General features: G+C 73.3%; 7 protein-coding genes. 4 read left to right on the top strand and 3 right to left on the bottom strand.

Features of this window, described 5'->3' with window-relative positions; translation table 11 throughout:
- Nucleotides 1-9: 9 nt before the first annotated feature.
- From QWU11_RS19470 to eccD, 3 genes are all read right to left on the bottom strand, one after another.
- Entirely contained in the window at nucleotides 10-1989 is a 1980-nt protein-coding gene (locus QWU11_RS19470) for a ricin-type beta-trefoil lectin domain protein (RefSeq protein ID WP_290115016.1), read from the bottom strand.
- A 142-nt stretch (nucleotides 1990-2131) separates the two neighbouring features.
- Nucleotides 2132-3559: a type VII secretion protein EccB gene (gene eccB, locus QWU11_RS19465; protein WP_290115014.1), complete on the bottom strand. Its 1428-nt coding sequence runs from the start codon at nucleotides 3557-3559 to the stop codon at nucleotides 2132-2134.
- A gap of 12 nt (nucleotides 3560-3571) precedes the next feature.
- Nucleotides 3572-4957, bottom strand: a complete 1386-nt coding sequence (eccD, locus tag QWU11_RS19460; protein ID WP_290115005.1) for a type VII secretion integral membrane protein EccD — start codon at nucleotides 4955-4957, stop codon at nucleotides 3572-3574.
- Between the two features lie 112 nt (nucleotides 4958-5069).
- Here eccD and eccCa point away from each other — a divergent pair, with 112 nt between their 5' ends.
- From eccCa to QWU11_RS19440, 4 genes are all read left to right on the top strand, one after another.
- Nucleotides 5070-9023 (top strand): type VII secretion protein EccCa, encoded by a 3954-nt coding sequence (eccCa, locus tag QWU11_RS19455; protein WP_354670862.1) that lies wholly within the window; start codon nucleotides 5070-5072, stop codon nucleotides 9021-9023.
- Nucleotides 9024-9053: 30 nt separating this feature from the next.
- The gene (locus QWU11_RS19450; RefSeq protein ID WP_290114978.1) at nucleotides 9054-10217 is read left to right on the top strand and encodes a S8 family serine peptidase; all 1164 of its coding nucleotides are present in this window, start codon (nucleotides 9054-9056) and stop codon (nucleotides 10215-10217) included.
- Nucleotides 10218-10297: 80 nt separating this feature from the next.
- The gene (locus QWU11_RS19445) at nucleotides 10298-13588 is read left to right on the top strand and encodes a right-handed parallel beta-helix repeat-containing protein (RefSeq protein WP_290114976.1); all 3291 of its coding nucleotides are present in this window, start codon (nucleotides 10298-10300) and stop codon (nucleotides 13586-13588) included.
- Between the two features lie 73 nt (nucleotides 13589-13661).
- Nucleotides 13662-15491: a hypothetical protein gene (locus QWU11_RS19440; RefSeq protein WP_290114974.1), complete on the top strand. Its 1830-nt coding sequence runs from the start codon at nucleotides 13662-13664 to the stop codon at nucleotides 15489-15491.
- Nucleotides 15492-15690: the final 199 nt, after the last annotated feature.

Below are 15690 nucleotides of genomic sequence, written 5' to 3'. Positions count from 1 at the left end.
CGAAACAGGTCAGGCGCCGTTGACCTGGAACTCCCAGAGCGAGTACCCCCACTGCGTCGCCCGCGCCGTGCCGTACACCCGGACGTAGCGGCCCGAGCCGCTGAGGGAGACGGTCTGGACGCCGCCGGTCCCCGTGGTGGTGGAGTACAGCGTGGTCCAGGTGTTCGCGTCGTTCGACACCTGGATCTGGAAGGCGGTCCCGTACGCGTTCTCCCAGTTCAGGATCGCGCGGCAGAGGGATCGTGAGCTGCCGAGGTCGACCTGGAGCCACTGCGGGTCGCTGAACGCCGACGACCAGCGGGTGCCGAGGTCCCCGTCGACGGCGTTCGGCGCGGGGAAGGACGCCGACTCCGCGGACGAGGCGGTGGCCGTCTTCCCCTGGGCGAGGTTCGTCGTCGAGCAGCCGCCTCCGGAGCCCACGGTCCAGGTGAACGCGGCCGAGCCGGTCGCGCCGGTGGTGTCCTTGACGGTCACGGTGACGTTCGAGGTCCCGGCCGCGGTCGGCGTCCCGGAGATCAGGCCGGTCGAGGAGTTGATCGACAACCCGGCCGGAAGCCCGCTCGCGCCGTACGTGAGCGTCTGGCCGGACGCCGAGTCCGACGCCTTGACCTGCAGGCTCGCCGCGGTGCCGACCGTGGAGCTCTGGGCGCCCGGGTTCGTCACCGTCACGGTGTTGCCCGTACCGCCCGCGGGCAGCGTCCATTGCTGCTGCGCGGACCCGGTGCAGGTCTCGATGTCGAGCCGGGCGCCCGTGTTGCCGCCGGGGTCGGTCAGGCACAGGCCGGAGTTGGGATTGACCAGCGTGCCGGACTGATACCTCCAGACCTGGGCGTTCGTCGCGTTACAGGGATACCAGTCGACGTTGGTGCCGCTGGTCGTCCCGGCGCTGACCACGTCAAGGCAGCCGCCCTGCACCCGTACGGTGTTGTCGCTGTAGGTGGACCAGACCTGCCCGGCGCTCCCGTTGCACGCGCCGACGCCGATCGGGTTCCCCTCGGTGTTCAGGGAGTTCTGGTTGGTCAGGCACAGGCCGTTCAGGCCCTTCACCGTGCCCGTCGCGGTCGCCGTGGCGGTGGGGGTGGAGTTGCCGCCCTGCTCGTACACGGCCACGTAGTCGACGCTCATCGACGCGCCGGACGTCGTCGCGGCGGTCGGCGTCGTGCAGCCGCAGATCCCGTCGGGGTAGTTCCCGCCCATCGCCAGGTCCCAGATGATGAAGAACCCGTGGTCGATGGCCTGCTGCCAGGCGGCGGTGCCGACCGAGGCCTCGGTGATGGTGCTCTCCACCGCGCCGTCCATCAGGAACTGCAGCGTCTCGGCGCTCGTGTTCGTACGGTCGATGATCACCGAGTAGGTGTGGAAGCCGGTCTGGCAGGTCGAGGCGGTGTTCGGGCAGGGGATCAGCGCGTGGCCGGGACTGTTGGCCGAGTCGTGCAGGGTCTGCGACGCCTGGTTCAGGCCGTTGACGTCCTCCATCATGTCGATCTCGCCGGAGCCGGGCCAGCCGCCGCCGGCCCGCATCGGCGAGCCGAGAGCCCAGAACGCGGGCCAGTACCCCAGCCCACTGGCCGGGTCGGGCTGCTGGAGCGACGCGGTCATCTCCATCTTGCCGCCGGCCGGGGCCTGGAAGTCATCGCGGGTGCTCTCCAGCCGCGCAGAGGTCCAGCTGCTGCCGTTCTTGATGGCCTTGAGGACGAGGTTGCCGCTTCCGTCCTGGTAGGAGTTGGCGGTCGAGCTGGTGGTCTGCTCGATCTCGCCGGTGCCGTAGCCGGTGCCGATGTCGTAGAACCAGTTGGCCGACGAGGGCGGCGACCCGGCGGACCCGGTGAAGTCGTCGCTGAACACCGTCGTCCAGCCGGACGGGGGCGGTGGCACGGTGGCGGGGCGCACCGGAGAGGCACCGGCGGCGGTCGTGGTGAGGACGCTGGTCAGACAGGCGCCGAGCAGCGCGATCAGCGCGAGGATCGAACGAGGGCGTGCGCGCGACATGAAATCTCCTGAGTGGCGGGGAGAGGCTCAGGGAGCGCTTTACGACCCGTACACTCACCTCGTTCGCGGCTTATGTCAAGACTAAATTTAAGGGTCACATCAAGCAGCGAACGCCCCGCCGGCGGCACCGGCGGGGCGGGGATCACTGTGTGGCGGGCGGCGACACCGGCTGGGTCGCGGTCGCCCGCGTACGGTCCAGGGCCGGCCCGGTGGGCAGCAGGTCGAGCATCGACGGCGGGATCGGCACCGGGACGACGCCCTCGTACCCCAGCGCGCTGACGCTGTCCGTGGACGGCAGCGGATACTTCACGCCGAGGTCGGTCACGAGGTACTGCGCGCCCGACGCGCTCCCCGGTGCGGACAGCGCACGGGCGAGCATGCCGGTGCCGGGCGTCACGACGACCCGGTCCGCCGTACGGGGGTCGTTGTCGGTGACGGGCACGCCGCCCGCCGGCGGCCCGCCACGGGGGACCACGACCTCCACGGTCGCGCCCTGCGCCGAACCCGCCCGCGCGACGGCGCATACCGGGCGCCCGGCATCCTGCGTCAGGCGGGGCGGCGAGGGAGGCAGGTCTCCGGCCCCCTGACCGCCGGGCGCCAGGTGCGGCGCGGCCGCCGCGGCCTGGAGCGGGAGCGCGGCCACGGTCTTCCCCGGATAGGCCCCGGTGGTGGCCGGATCGCCGAGCACGAGGTCGGCGAGGGTCTCACTGACCTGCCGGAGCCCGTCGCCGAACAGCACGAAGTACTGCTTGGCCGTACCCGGGCTGGCGGCGACGAAGACCTGGCCCACCCGGGTCGGCCGCCCGCCGATGTCCGGACCGGCGTTCCCCCGGCCGGGGATCGGCGGCGACGCGAGGTCGGCCCCCGCGGGCAGCATGTTGAGCCACTGCGGGGCCACCGGATAGGGCGTGACGCCGCGGTAGCCGAGCGCGAACGGGCCGGTCGCGGCGGTGAAGCGGTGACGGCGCCCGTGCCAGATCAGGTACTTCGTGGTGTCGGAGGACTGGACGAGCACGCCCTCGTCGCGCGACCCGGCGGAGGCCGGCGGCGGGGTGTTGAGCGACACCACGACCTGGTCGGCCGTCTTGCCCGTGCTCTGGTCGGCCACGGGCGCCGCGCACACGGTCCAGTTCCGCCCCTTCAGCGCGTCCGGCTTGGGCAACGCGTCCGGAGCGCCGGTGATGCCGACCGGAAGGCCGTGCGGGGCATCTTTGATCGTGTTCTCGTGCACCGACACTAAGTGCGAGTTCCGCCCGCCGATGAGCTTGGCCGAGGCGAAGTTGACCACCGGGTGCAGCTCACCGCCGAGGTACACGAAGCGGGCGGCGCTCTCCTTCACCTGGACCAGCGCCCCCTCGGTCCTCCAATCGGTCGACCCGCCCGGCCTGATCAGGCCGTACACGCCGAAACCGGCGACGACCAGCGCGCCCACGACGAGGCCGGCGACCCCGCCGGTGACGACGCGGCGCATCGGCGGATCGGGCGCGTCCGGTTCCCCGCTGACGATCGCCGCGTTGAGCCGTCCGACGACACAGAGGTGCGACTGCACCTGATCCCGTTTGGTCTGCATGTCCGGGTACTCCTAGTCCGAGAACGAGCGGGCGAAGCCGTACGCGTGCAGGACTGCGAGCAGCAGCACGGGCAGGGCGATGGACACGGCGGACTCGGCGAGGTCGGCGGCGCGGCCCCAGTAGGGCAGCAGCCGCTTGCCGGGCATCCGCCGGGCGCCGACGAGGAGCAGGCCGGCCAGCGCGACGAGGAGGACGAGTACGACGTCGGTCAGCCGGGGGTTCGCGTGCACCCGTGCCACGACGTACAGGCCCGCGCCGTAACAGGCGGGCGCGACGGCGGTGACCCGTGCCCACGCGCCGGCCATCACGCGCGACCGCAGGAGCAGCGCGACGCTGATCGCCAGGGCCATGGCGGGCGCCTCCCAGCCGTGGCCGGGAGCGAGAACGGTCAGGCTGCCCGCGCAGACCGCGCCGACCCCGCCGAACAGCGCGGTCACATACTGGTCCGCGACGCCGGCCCGGTCGAGCAGTGCGTCACTGGCGATCGGGTCCAGGTCCTGCTGCAGCTCCTCGGGCGTACGGGGCAGGATCGGCAGCCGCATCCGTGCCAGCCGGAACGCGGTGACCGGAACGCTCGGGGCGAGCATCAGCACGACGGTGGCGATGAAGGCCGCGGCCTGCGCCCCGTCCATGCCGCTCACCACGGGCATCGCCGCGCCGGCCGTACCCGCCAGGGCCGTGCCGCCGGCGAACAGGAACAGCGGCGCGGAGGCGCCCACGGCCAGCAGTGCGATGAACGCCGCGCCCGCCGTCGCCGCGGCGGCGGCCAGCAGATGCGGGGCGCCGAGACCGGTCGCCGGTCCGACCAGGTCGACCGCGAGCACACCGCTCAGCGCGGCGTACGGGAGGGCGGCCAGGCCGAGGACGGTGCCGGCGGATGTGTCGGCGAAGGCCCGCGACATGCTGGCCGCCGCCACGAGCAGCAGGAGTTCGACCAGCACCGACGAGACGACCCGCAGGTGCAGCGTGGCGCCGCCGAACAGCAGCACCGCCAGTGCGATCGCGAGCGTCACGCCGGTCAGGCCGAGGAACAGCCACCGGGTGGCCGCGTCGCGCCAGCGGCTCGGCCGGTTCCGTACCCCGGCCGACACACCGTCCACGACGTCGTCGAACTCCAGGACGGCCAGCGCGCGGTCACGCGGCCGCAGGTACAGCGTGTCCCCGTCGAGCAGGCCGAGTGCGGCCGGGGTCAGGTCCTCATCGAGCGGCTCCTCGCCGAGCCGCTGGAGCACCCAGCCGGAGTGCTCCAGGCCCTCCTCCGCCGCGTGCTCACCCGCCTGCTGCACGAGCGCGGGCAGCAGGTCCGCGATCGCGATGTCGCTGGGCACGGCCAGCTCGATCCAGCCGGACGGGGCCACAACGGTCAGCCGGCATGCGTCACTTGTCGTAGTCGTCATAGGTGCTCCCTCGTACCGAACCGAGCGGCCGATGCGGCCGTACGTCCCATTGGCGAGTCATACGGCCTTGCCGCAGAAGGCGTTCAAATCGATGGAGGCGACCATGGGCACGATGACGGTGCGGCGACCGCCGCAGCGATCAGGTCCGGAGATGCCGCAGGGCGAGATCGTGCTCCAGGAGCCCCCCGCGGTTCCGGAGACCAACGGAGGCGGGCTGGCGGCGGCGGTGACGTACCTGCCGATGGCCGCCGCGTCGGGCGCGATGATGCTGATCTTCATCGGCCCCGGCACGGCGGTGATCGGCTATCTCGCCGCCGCGATGATGGGGCTGGCCGGGGTCGGCATGCTGTTCGGGATGCTGTGGCGCAACTCCGGCGACCGCAAGCGGAAGATGAACGGCGAGCGCCGCGACTACCTCCGTTACCTGTCCCAGACCCGCCGCCAGGTGCGCCGCGACGCCGACCGGCAGCGCTCGGCGGTCCGCTGGCGGCACCCGGTGCCCGAGTCGCTGTGGTCGGTCGCGCTGTCCACGCGCCTGTGGGAGCGGCGGCCGAGCGACGACGACTTCGGCGAGGCGCGGATCGGCACCGGCGACCAGCGCCTGGCCGTACGGCTGCGCCCACCGCAGAGCAAGCCGGTCGAGGACCTCGAACCCCTGTGCGCCAGCGCGCTGCGGAGGTTCATCCGGGCGTACACCACGCTGCCGGACCTGCCGGCCGCCGCGTACCTGCGCGCGTTCGCCCGCGTCCTGTTCCGCGGCGATCCCGAGGCGATCCACGGGATGGCGCGGGCGATGCTGGCGCAGCTCGTCACGCTGCACTCTCCGGAGGACGTCAAGGTGACCGTCTGCGCCGGGGCCGACCGCCGCGCCGACTGGGACTGGGTCAAGTGGCTGCCGCACGCCCACCACGCGGCCGAGAACGACGCCGCCGGTCCGGTGCGGCTCGTCACCGACAGCTACGCCGAGCTGGAACGGCTGCTCGGGGAGAGTTTCGCCGAGCGCCCGCGCTTCGACCCGAGTGCGCGGTCCAGCGGCGACGAGCCGTTCGTGGTGATCGTGCTCGACGGCGTGCCCGTCACGCCGGGCGCGCGGATCGCCGACATCGGCTTCCGCAACGTGCTGGTGCTGGACCTGTCCCGCGCGCTGCCGTGGAAGGCCGACCGCGTGACGCTCCGCCTCGACGTCACCGCCGAGCGCATCGAGTCGGTCGGCGCGGACCGCGTCGGCCGCGACGTGCCGGCCCGGGTCGGGCGACCCGACTCGCTCAGCCTCGTACGGGCGCGCAGCCTGGCCAAGGTGCTGGCACCCCGCCGCCTCGGCGCCGGCACGGAGGCCGCCGACCCACTCGCCGCCAACCTGGACCTGACCGTGCTGCTGGGCATCAGCGACCCGCGCGAGTACGACCCGGCGGCGCTGTGGGCGGCGCGGTCCCCGTGGGACCGGCTGCGGGTGCCGATCGGCGTCGCGCAGGACGGCAGCCCGATCGAGCTGGACATCAAGGAGTCGGCGCAGGGCGGCATGGGCCCGCACGGCATGCTCATCGGCGCGACCGGGTCGGGCAAGAGCGAATTACTGCGCACGCTCGTGCTGGCGCTCGCCGCGACGCATTCCTCCGAGACCCTCAACTTCGTCCTCGTCGACTTCAAGGGCGGCGCGACCTTCCTCGGCCTGGACGAGCTCCCGCACACCTCGGCCGTCATCACGAACCTCGCCGACGAGCTGCCGCTGGTCGACCGGATGCAGGACGCGCTGCAGGGTGAGCTCGTGCGCCGGCAGGAACTGCTGCGCCGCGCCGGGTACGCCTCGCTTCTCGACTACGAGAAGGCGCGCCTCGCGGGCAGCGGCCTGGACCCGCTGCCCACCCTGTTCGTCGTGGTGGATGAGTTCAGCGAGATGCTGTCCACCCGCCGCGAGATGATGGACCTGTTCATCATGATCGGCCGGCTGGGTCGGTCGCTGGGCGTGCACCTGCTGCTGGCCTCCCAGCGCCTCGACGAGGGGCGCATCCACCAGCTCGAGAGCCACCTGTCGTACCGCATCGGGCTGCGGACGTTCTCGGTGACCGAGAGCCGCAGCGTGCTCGGCGTGCCCGACGCGTACGAGCTGCCCTCCGCGCCCGGCAACGGCTACATGAAGAACGGCGTCGAAGGGCTCCAGCGCTTCAAGGCCGCGTACGTGTCGGGCACCTACCGCGGCAAGGAGCGGCGCAAGCACAGCGTCGCCCACGTCAAACGGCAGATCGTGCCGTACGGGATCACGTATCTGGAGCCGCCCGAGGAGCCGCAGGAGGCGACCGAGCCGGAGGAGACCCTCCAGGAGAAGGCGTGGGGCGAGGTCGGCAGGGACACGCTGATGCGGGTGATGCTGGACCGGCTGCGCGACGCCGGGCCGCCCGCGTACCAGGTCTGGCTGCCCCCGCTGGACGATCCGCCCACGCTCGACGGGCTGCTGCCGTCGCTGGAACCCGATCCCGTACGGGGCCTGACCACCGTCGAGCGCTCGCACCACGGCCGGCTGTCCGTGCCGGTCGGCATCGTGGACCGGCCCTTCGACGGCGTACGCGACCTGCTGACGGTCGGCCTGGCCGGCGGAAGCGGGCACGTCGGCGTCGTCGGCGCTCCGCAGGCCGGCAAGAGCACCCTCGTCCGTACGCTGATGCTGAGCCTGGCCCTCACTCACACCCCCGCCGAGGTGCAGTTCTACGCCCTCGACTTCGGCGGCGGCGCGCTGGCGACCGTCGCGGGACTGCCGCACGTCGGCTCGGTCGCCACCCGCCTGGACCAGGACCGGGTGATCCGCACGATGGCCGAGATGCACGCGCTGCTGACCATGCGCGAGCGCCTGTTCGGCGCCCACGGCGTCGAGTCGATGGAGGCGTACCGCGCGCGGCGGCACGAGGACTGGGCCGCGGCCGACCGGTGCGGCGACGTGTTCCTCATCATCGACGGCTGGTTCACCTTCAAGCAGGAGTTCGACCAGGCCGAGTCGATCCTGTCCGACCTGGCCAACCGCGGCCTCAGCTACGGCATCCACCTCGTCGTGACCGCGACCCGCTGGTCGGAGATCCGCCCGTGGCTGCGCGACCTGCTCGGCACCCGGCTCGAACTCCGCCTCGGCGACTCGATCGAGTCGGAGATCAACGCACGGGCCGCCGCCCAGGTGCCCGAACAGGCCGGCCGCGGCATCACGTCCGAGAAGCTGCACTTCCTGGCGGCGGTGCCGCGCGCGGACGGCGTCTGCTCGGGCGAGGGGCTCGGCGACGCGATCCGCGACGTCGTCCAGGCGATCGACGACGAATGGACCGGCTCTCGCGCGCCGGAGGTGCGCCTGCTGGCGGACCGCATCCCCGCCTCCGCGCTGCCCGCGCCGGACGGCGATCTGCGGCTCCCGCTGGGTCTGGACCAGACCGCGCTGCGGCCCGTCGTCCACGACTTCGCCCAGCAGCCCCATCTGATCGTCGTCGGCGAGACGGAGTCCGGGAAGTCGAACCTGCTGCGGCTGGTGGCACGCGCCGTCTCGGCGCGGTACCCGGTCGACCAGGCGCGCATCATGCTCGCCGACTACCGCCGCGACCTGTACGAGGCGATCCCCAAGGAGCGGCAACTGGGCTACGCGGTGTCCGGCATGGTGCTCAAGCAGAACATCTCCGACGTCGTTGACTCGCTGCGGGCCCGCGTCCCCGGACCGGACATCACGCCGGAACGGCTGGCGCTGCGCGACTGGTGGCACGGGCCGCGGCTGTTCGTCCTCGTGGACGACTACGACCTGGTCAGCAGCGGTACGGACAGCCCGCTGTCGCCGCTGCTGGACCTGCTTCCGCTGGGTGCGGAGATCGGGCTGCACCTGGTCGTCGCCCGATCCAGCGCCAACGCCGGGCGGGGCATGATGGACCCGCTCATGCGCCGGCTCTGGGAGATCAACACCCCGGCGCTGCTGCTCTCCTGCCCGCGCAACGAGGGCATGTTCCTCGGCGACGTGCGCCCGCAGACACTGCCCACCGGCCGCGCGCAGTACATCACCCGCCGCCGCGGCGTCTCGATCGTCCAGACCGCTCTCGTGGAGTAGCGGCCGGGCTCCTGAAGGGAGAACCTCGTCATGATTCGAAGCACGATGGCCGGGGCGGGCCTTGCCGGGCTCGCCGGCCTCCTCTCGGCGACGCCCGCCGCGGCCGCACCGCCCGCGCCGCTGGTGAAGTGCGCGGCGGCCGCCACCCAGCGCGTGCCGCAGCGGCCCTGGGCGCAGGCCGCCCTCGCGCCGGAGCGCGCCTGGAACCTGACGGACGGGCGCGGCGTCGTCGTGGCGGTCCTCGGTACCGGCGTCGACGCGAGCGTGCCGCAGCTGACCGGGCACGTGACGCCGGGCCGTGACGTCGCCTCCGGCGGCCGGGCCGACACCGACTGTGTCGGGACGGGTACGTTCGCCGCGGGCCTCGTCGCCGCTCGGCGGGTCGAGGGCGTCGGCATGACGGGCGTCGCGCCCGGCGTGACCGTCCTGCCCGTACGGGTCGCGCGCGACGGCGAGGCCCCGGTCGCGGCCGGGCTGGCGGCGGGGATCGACGCCGCCGTCGCCGGTGGCGCGAAGGTGGTCGCGGTCGCGGTCAAGCCCGTGGCCGGCGGCCCCGAACTGACCCGGGCCGTGCGGAACGCCACCGCTCACGGCGTCCTGGTCGTCGCGCCGGCGGCCGAGTCGGGCGACGACCGGCAGGGCCGGTTCTTCCCCGCCGCCGACACGGACGCACTGTCCGTCGCCGCCACCGACCAGGACGGTGAGGCGGCCGGCCGGGCCGGGAAGGGCGTGCGGGTCGACCTGGCCGCGCCCGGCAAGGACCTGCTCAGCCTCGGCACCGGCGGGCCCGGACAGCTCGTCGGCTCCGGTAATGAGTACGCGGCGGCGTACGTCGCGGGCTCGGCCGCGCTGGTCCGGGCGTACCACCCTCGTCTCTCGGTGGCCGACGTGAAACGGCGCCTGGAGAACGCGGCCACGCGCCCCGGCACGCCGGTGCCCGACCCGGGCGTCGGCTGGGGCGTCGTCAACCCGTACGAGGCGGTCAGCGCGATCATGACGCTCGGCGGAGACGGCGGGGCCGCGCCGCGGGTGACGCTTCCCCCGCGCGTGATCGCCGACCACCGGGCGGAGCGGCTGGCGCTGCTGCTCATCGTCGGCGTCGGCGGCGCGGTCGCCGTGATCGGCGTGGCTGCGGCGGTCATCCAGGCCGGCCGCCGCCGCGGCTGGCAGGCCGGCGTCCTGCCCCGCGAGTGACCGGTCCGTTGAGCCCGGCCACCCCCCGCTGCGTACTCCAGATGAATGACGAACCTGTCGATGAGATGAGGCTGGGCCCGATGTCGATTCTGGTGGTCGCTCCGGAAAGCCCGCACTGTTTCGGCACGATCGGCGAGGCCGTCGCGATGGCGCCGGACGGTGCCGTCGTACGCGTGGCGCCCGGACGATACGACGAGACAGTGGTCGCGGGCCGCAACGTCACGATCCTGGCCGACGGAGGCCGCGGCGCCGTCGAGGTGGCCGGCGCCGGCGGTGGCAGCGCGGTGGTGGTGGCGGCCGAGCGGGTCGTCCTCGAAGGACTGGTGCTGCGCGGCTCGGTCGAACACCCCGCGCTGGACGTGCCCCTGGGCCTCGGCGTGGTGCGCGACTGCGAGATGGTCGGCGCCGGCTGGGGCGCGGTGCTCGTACGGGCGCGCGGCGAGCTGCGGATGGACGAGTGCCGCGTGACCAACCCGGAGGGCGCCGGCATCGTGGCGATGGACGGCACCGAGTCCTCGATCGAGCGGTGTGAGATCACCGAGGTGGCCAGCTCGGCGGTCGTCATCAGCGAACGTGCCCATCCCCGCGTACGGCACTGCACGATCAGCGCGGTCGGCGGCAACGCCGTGTGCGCGATGGGCCAGGCCCGCGGGGTGATCGAGGACTGCCGCATCAGCGACGTGGCGCGCCCGGCGATCGCGTTGGAGCAGCGGAGCGCCACGGTGGTCGAGCGGTGCGCGATCTCCGGCACCGCCGACATCGGGATCTACGTCGCGAGCGGCGGCGACGTGGCCGTACGGGAGTGCTCGATCAGCGGTACCGGCGGGCACGGCATCGCGGTCGGCTCCGGTGCCGCGCCGTCCGTACGCTCCTGCACGATCGCCGGGACCTCCGGCTACGGGATCCACGTGACCGGGGCCTCGCGCGGCGACTTCCGCGGCAACCGGCTCACCGGCACCGAGGGCCCGGCCATCTGGGTCGACGGCGGCAGCGAGCCGGCCTTCACCGACACCGTCGTACGCGACTGCGCGGACGTGTCGGTGGTGGTCCTGGAGGACTCGGCAGCGGAGTTCCACCGCCTGGAGGTCGAGGACGGCCGGTCGCACGGCATCGGCGTCAAGTCGGGCGCCAACCCGCTGTTCCGGCGAGGTTCGGTACGCGGCTGCGCCGGCCACGGCGTGATCGTGACCGGCGGCGGGCGCGGGCGGCTGGAAGACTGCGAGATCGGCGGGAACGGCGACGCCGGGCTGGCCGCCGGCGACGGCGCCCAACCGTACGTCAGCGGCACGAGCTTCACCGCCGGTGACGGCCCGGCGGTGCGCGTCGCGGCCGAGGGTGTGGTCGCGCTGCGCGAGTGCGACGTCGCCGGGCCGGTCGAGGTGGCCGGCGAGGCGGCGCTGACCCGCTGCCGCGTGCACGACTGCGCGGGCCCGGGCGTGCGGTTCGAGGCCGGCGCGCGCGGCTCGCTGGCCGACACCGAGGTGTTCGGCAACGACGGCGACGGTGTGGTCGTGGACGCGGCCGGGGCGCTGACGATCGTCGACTGCACGGTGCGCGACAACCGCGGGTCGGGCGTACGGCAGACCGCGCCGGACGCGAAGCTCACCGTCGAACGGCTGACGAGCCGGGGCAACGGCCGCCCCGACGCCCACGGCACCGCGACCACGGCCGGCGGCGAACGTGCGAGCGCGTCCGCCGAGCCCGCCCGCGACGACCTGGACGCGCTACGGGAGGAGCTGTCCGGGCTGGTCGGGCTCGACGGCGTCAAGCAGGAGGTGTCGACGCTGATCAGCCTGATCAACCTGGCCAAACGCCGCGAGGAGATCGGGCTGCCCGTCCCTCCGATGAGCCGCCACCTGATCTTCGCCGGGCCGCCGGGGACGGGCAAGACCACGGTGGCCCGCCTGTACGGCCGGATCCTGGCCGCCCTCGGGATGCTGCGCTCCGGGCACGTGGTCGAGGTCGCGCGAGCGGACCTGGTCGCCCAGATCGTCGGCGGTACCGCGATCAAGACGAGCGAGGTGGTGGACGACGCGCTCGGCGGTGTCCTGTTCATCGACGAGGCGTACGCGCTGTCGGCGAGCGGTGAGGGCACCGGCCCCGACTTCGGCCGCGAGGCGATCGACACGCTGGTCAAGCTCATGGAGGACCACCGCGACGACCTGGTCGTGGTGGCGGCGGGCTACTCGCACGAGATGCGGAAGTTCCTGGGCTCCAACCCGGGTCTGGCCTCGCGGTTCTCTCGCACGATCGAGTTCGACAACTACTCCACCGGCGAGCTGGTCACGATCGTGGAGCAGATGTGCGACCAGCACCGCTTCGAACTCGACGAGGACGCGCGGGTCCTGCTGAGCGCCCGGTTCGAGGCCATGGTCCGCGACGAGAGCTTCGGCAACGCCCGTACGGCCCGCAAGACCTTCGAGGAGATGATCGACCGGCAGGCACGGCGGCTGGCCTCGACCACGGAGCTGACCCCCGCGGACCTGACCCGGCTGCTGCCCGCCGACGTGGGCGACGCCGCCTCCTCCGGCATCGGCGCGGGCGCCCGCGGCGAGGCCGCCGACCTGGACCTCCTGCTGGCGAACCTCAGCGGCATGGTCGGGCTCGCCCAGGTCAAGCAGGAGGTCACCGAGATGGTCAACCTGCTGGCCGCCGCCCGCCATCGCAAGGACGCGGGGCTCGCGGTCCCCTCGATCAGCCGGCACCTGGTCTTCGCCGGGCCGCCCGGCACGGGCAAGACGACGGTCGCCCGGCTGTACAGCCAGCTCCTCGCCGCGATGGGCGTGCTCGCGGCCGGGCACATCGTCGAGGTGACGCGCGCCGACCTCGTCGGCCAGTACCGCGGGCAGACCGCGATCCGTACGAAAGAGGTGTTCGGCAAGGCCCGGGGCGGCGTGCTGTTCGTGGACGAGGCGTACACGCTGACGCCACGAGGGTCGGACGAGTCCGACTTCGGGCGCGAGGCGGTCGACACGCTCGTGAAGCTGATGGAGGACCACCGCGACGACACGGTCGTCATCGTCGCCGGCTACACGGATCGGATGGCCGGCTTCCTGGCCTCCAATCCGGGACTGGGCTCACGCTTCACCCACCACATCCACTTCCCGGACTACACGCCGGAGGAGATGGTCACGATCACCCAGCAACACGCGACGGCGACCGGCTATGAATTGCCGCCCGTGACCATCCGCGCGGTCCACGCCCACTATCTCCGCCTGCCTCCGGACGAGCCGCACGGCAACGGCCGGTACGTACGGCGGCTGCTGCAGTCGATGGTCACCAGGCAGGCGACGCGGATCAGCCGCCTCGCCCGGCCCACGACGGACGACCTTCGCGTCCTCCTGCCCGACGACCTTCCGGTACCGGCCTGACGGGTCGAACGCGAGTGGTGCCCGTGTGCGTACCACTCAGCAGTTCGCCGCGTTCTCTCGTGAGGTGAGGAAGATGAATGGAAAGTCCGTGCCCTTTACCGCCGCGGTACGCGTGTCCGCGGTGGCGTTGCCGCTCGCGCTCGGTGTCGTGTCGCACGCCATGGCGCCCGCACGGGCGCTGGCCACCGCGCCGGCTCCGTCGCCGACGCCCGGTCAGGCGGTGAAGTTCTACGTCGTGGCGCCGGCGGCGGCCGACGGGCAGCAGGAGTTCCTCTTCGAGATCGCGCAGAAGACCCTCGGCAACGGCGACCGGTTCGGAGAGATCTTCGACCTCACGAAAGGGCGCCTGCAGCGGGACGGCGGGCGGCTGACCGACCCGACGCGCATCAAGCCCGGGTGGGTGCTGATCCTGCCCGACGACGCGTCCGGGCCCGGCGTGCGCCAGGGCCGGATCCCCATCCCCGTGCCTACCGCGCCCCGGCGGACCGGCACCGACCTGCTCGTGCCGTTGGCGGGCACCGGCGCGGGCGGCGTCGCCCTGCTGGCGGGAACGGTTCTGTACGTACGCCGCCGGCGGCGTACGGCCGCCCCGCCCGGCGAGACCGGTCCGGTCCAGAACCACGTCTCCCTCCACGACCCGGGCGAGAACGCCCCGGAGGCAAACGGCCCGCGTGTGAAGGACCGAGACGGGAAGAGCCGAGGTGTGAAACGCCGAGGCGGGAAGGACCGAGGCAGGGAGGGCCGACGCGGGGACGCGGGGCCGCGGCCGGCCGTTCGGCGGTCCGACGTCACGCATCCGGACCTCGTCATACCGGCCTACCCCGGCGCCGAGCCGTACTCGACCGCTCCGCCGATCCCCATGAGCCACCTCGAACTCGCCGGCCAGACCTATCCCGGCACCCAGCCCTACCCCGGCATGCCCGTCCCCCCGGACGTCCCATCCGGAGACGCCACCACCGCGCCGGCCCACCCCGGCGTGCCCGCCTCCCCGGACGTCCCGACCGGGGACTTCGCCCTCAGGTCCTCCGCCGCGCGGACCCAACCCGGCACCCCGCCCTATCCCGGCGTGCCCGTCCCCCCGGACGTCCCATCCGGAGACGCCGCCCTCGGCCCCACCGCCGGAGCGGCCTACCCCGGCATCGCCGCCCCTTCGGACGTCCCGACCGGAGGCTTCGTCCTCGGGCCCTCCGCAGCGCGGACGTATCCCGGCGGGTCGACGTGGGACGTGCCGCCGGAGCCGGCGGTGGACGAGCCGTCGCAGGACGTGGTGGCCGCGATCGTGGTCAGGGACGTCCCGCCGGCCACCGGTCCGTTCCCGACCGACCCGGTGCCTCTCGTACCCGACCGGAGTGTGCGCCCGCGTCATGCCGGGCCCGCCGTCGTCCACGACGTCTCCTTCGGAGACGACCTGGTGACCGTACGGCTCACCGCCGGCGCGGCGGTCGCGTGGCGGCCGTTGCCGCACGACGTGCCGCCCGGGCGGGCCGTGGTGTGCGTCGGGGCGGCGCCGCAGGGGTGCCTCTTCCTGGACCTCGGCGCGGCTCCCGGCGCCGTGACGATCGAGGGACCGGCGGACGCGGCGGAACGGCTGGCCGAGGCGTTCGTCTCCCAGCTCGCCACCGGCCCGGCGGGGGCGTCCGTCGCTCTGGTCGGCGACGTCCTCGAAGGCGTGGACGGCGGCCCCGCCGTACGCCGCGTACCGGACCTGAACGCGGCGGCGACGACCCCGTCGGACCTGGTCATCGCGGTTCTTCCGGCCGGGTACGCGACGGGCCTCGGCCCGCTCCGGGGACCACGGGTGGTCCAGGTACGGCTCGGCGGCGCCTCGGACGCGGCCTGGTCGCTCACGCTCGTCCCGGACCGCGCGACGCGGGCCTGGCAGAGCGACGACACGACCACCTGAACCCGCGCCGCGCGTACCGGCCGCTCTCTGTGAACCCCGGGTGAGCGGCCGGATCCACCTACGCCCCGACCACGCTGCACGAACGCACACCCGGGCGCTTCCCGCACCCCCGAGTCGGCCGCCGGAACCGCTCGCGACTCGACCGTGCCGATTGAACGCCTGCCGGCCGCTCTCCGTAACTCCCGGATGAGCCGCCGGA

Source organism: Actinomadura sp. DC4 (assembly GCF_030406325.1).
Classification (GTDB): Bacteria; Actinomycetota; Actinomycetes; order Streptosporangiales; family Streptosporangiaceae; genus Actinoallomurus.
Note: the sequence above shows the minus strand (reverse complement) of the source record. Positions and strands in the feature narration are given on the sequence as shown.